This is a genomic window from Spirillospora sp. NPDC000708, from assembly GCF_040299565.1.
In the GTDB taxonomy this organism is placed as follows: Bacteria; Actinomycetota; Actinomycetes; order Streptosporangiales; family Streptosporangiaceae; genus Spirillospora.
This window is the reverse complement of the sequence record NZ_JBEPCJ010000225.1, coordinates 1-1,761: the sequence shown is the minus strand read 5'-3', so window position 1 is coordinate 1,761 and position 1,761 is coordinate 1. Positions and strand designations below refer to the sequence as shown.

The window sequence follows — 1,761 nt, the reverse complement described above, 5'->3', positions numbered from 1 at the left end:
GGTAGGAGATTGTCTTGTAAACTGTAACTGGATGTATTATTGAAACTGACAATAAGCTTCTAATGGTTTAGCAAGGGAATGAAATGATTCAAAGCAAAAAGAAGACCACGTACAAAATTTATATGGTGTTCTTTTTGTTTAGTTTTTTAATGTGGTCATAAAAAGGCGGAGCCTATTATAAGTTTAATTATTTAATTTCAGAAAGGTATATATAAATCATGGCGCAACAAATTGTCCTACCCATCAAAGACTCCAACGTCTTAAAGATGGTACAAGATACACTTCTCGATAGCTTCTGTACTTCTTGGCATTTTAGAAAGGAAATCTTCTCATGAAAATTCTTGTTACCGGATTTGATCCCTTTGGCGACGATAAAATTAATCCTGCGATTGAAGCCGTGAAACGTTTGCCGGATGAAATTGCTGGGGCACAAATCGTTAAATTGGAAATTCCGACAAAGTTTAATGTTTCAGCCGATGTCGTTAAAGATGCTATTGCCAAAGAAAAGCCTGACTATGTGTTGAGCATTGGTCAGGCTGGTGGCCGGTTTGAACTCACGCCGGAGCGAGTTGCGATTAACTTGGATGACGGTCGGATTCAAGATAATGCCGGGTATCAGCCACTTAATCACACGATTCATGGCGATGGCGAGAATGCCTACTTTACCCAGTTACCAATTAAGGCCATGGCCAAAGCCATTCGGGAAGCTGGTGTTCCGTCAGCAGTCTCCAACACAGCAGGCACTTACGTCTGCAACCACATTTTTTATCAGGTACAGTATATGCGGGATAAGATGTTTCCCGATATTAAGGCCGGCTTCATGCATATTCCATTTTTGCCGGAACAGGTTGTCACTCGTCCGGAAACACCAGCGTTGTCATTGGATGATGATGTTTTAGGCATCACTGCCGCTATCAAGGCCATCGTGTCCCGTGACGGCAAAGGCGATATCGAAACGATTGAAGGCAAGGATCACTAAAAGCCTGTTTAGTGTTTTTGGACTATTATCAAATAAATAGACATAAAAAAGAAAAGCGTTCTAATCGTTTTTCCTTTTTTATCAGATGTTCAGAAAATGGTCATTTTCTGAACACTCTTCTTTTCTTATTAAGATTATTAAAATCATTTGCATTTATTGTTCATTAACCCGTAATTTATTCTATGTTAATTTATATAAGTGCTTTCAAGTTATGGTACAATACTATCAATGGAGGAATGCTATGAAAAATTTATTAATAGTTTTTGAAGGACTTGACGGTTCAGGAAAAACAACTCAAATTGATATGTTACATCAATGGTTTGAAAATAAAAAACTTAAAGTTTTTACAACAAAACAACCAACAGATTACTATAGAAATGATAAAAGAGTTAGAGATTATTTGGATAATGGTATTGCGCCCAATATGTATTCGATTGCTTTATTGGCTGCAGCTGATAGAACTTATCAGATAACTTCAGAAATTTTCCCCAAAATATCTGAAAGCAACATTATATGTGATAGATACTTATACAGTTCACTAGCGTTCTTTAAAGCTCGTGGGATAGACTACAAAGAAATTCTAATGATTAATAAAGGTGTTCCTACTCCAGATGTTACAGTGTTTTTAGATGTTCCTCCAGAGCGTGCTTTAGAGAGAGTTCGTCAAAGGGATGGAGAAGATATAAAGTATGAAGAAAAAAATGAGTTAGTATTTAACCAAGTAAGACAAAATTTTCTTGATGTTTTACCTAAAAATGCTTTACTTGTTGATTCAACTGTAG

2 protein-coding genes are annotated in these 1,761 nt (G+C 36.5%); both read left to right on the top strand.

What is annotated here, in order from left to right:
* Positions 1 to 331 precede the first annotated feature (331 nt).
* Entirely contained in the window at positions 332 to 979 is a 648-nt protein-coding gene (pcp, locus tag ABT299_RS52565; RefSeq protein WP_014573651.1) for a pyroglutamyl-peptidase I, read from the top strand.
* A 241-nt stretch (positions 980 to 1,220) separates the two neighbouring features.
* Positions 1,221 to 1,761 (top strand): dTMP kinase (tmk, locus tag ABT299_RS52560; RefSeq protein WP_500255464.1); only part of this gene is annotated, 541 nt, incomplete at its 3' end.

What these genes read in the sequence shown, in the direction of transcription:
- pcp (WP_014573651.1), top strand. Translation starts at nt 332, where the DNA reads ATGAAAATTCTTGTTACCGGATTTGATCCCTTTGGCGACGATAAAATT.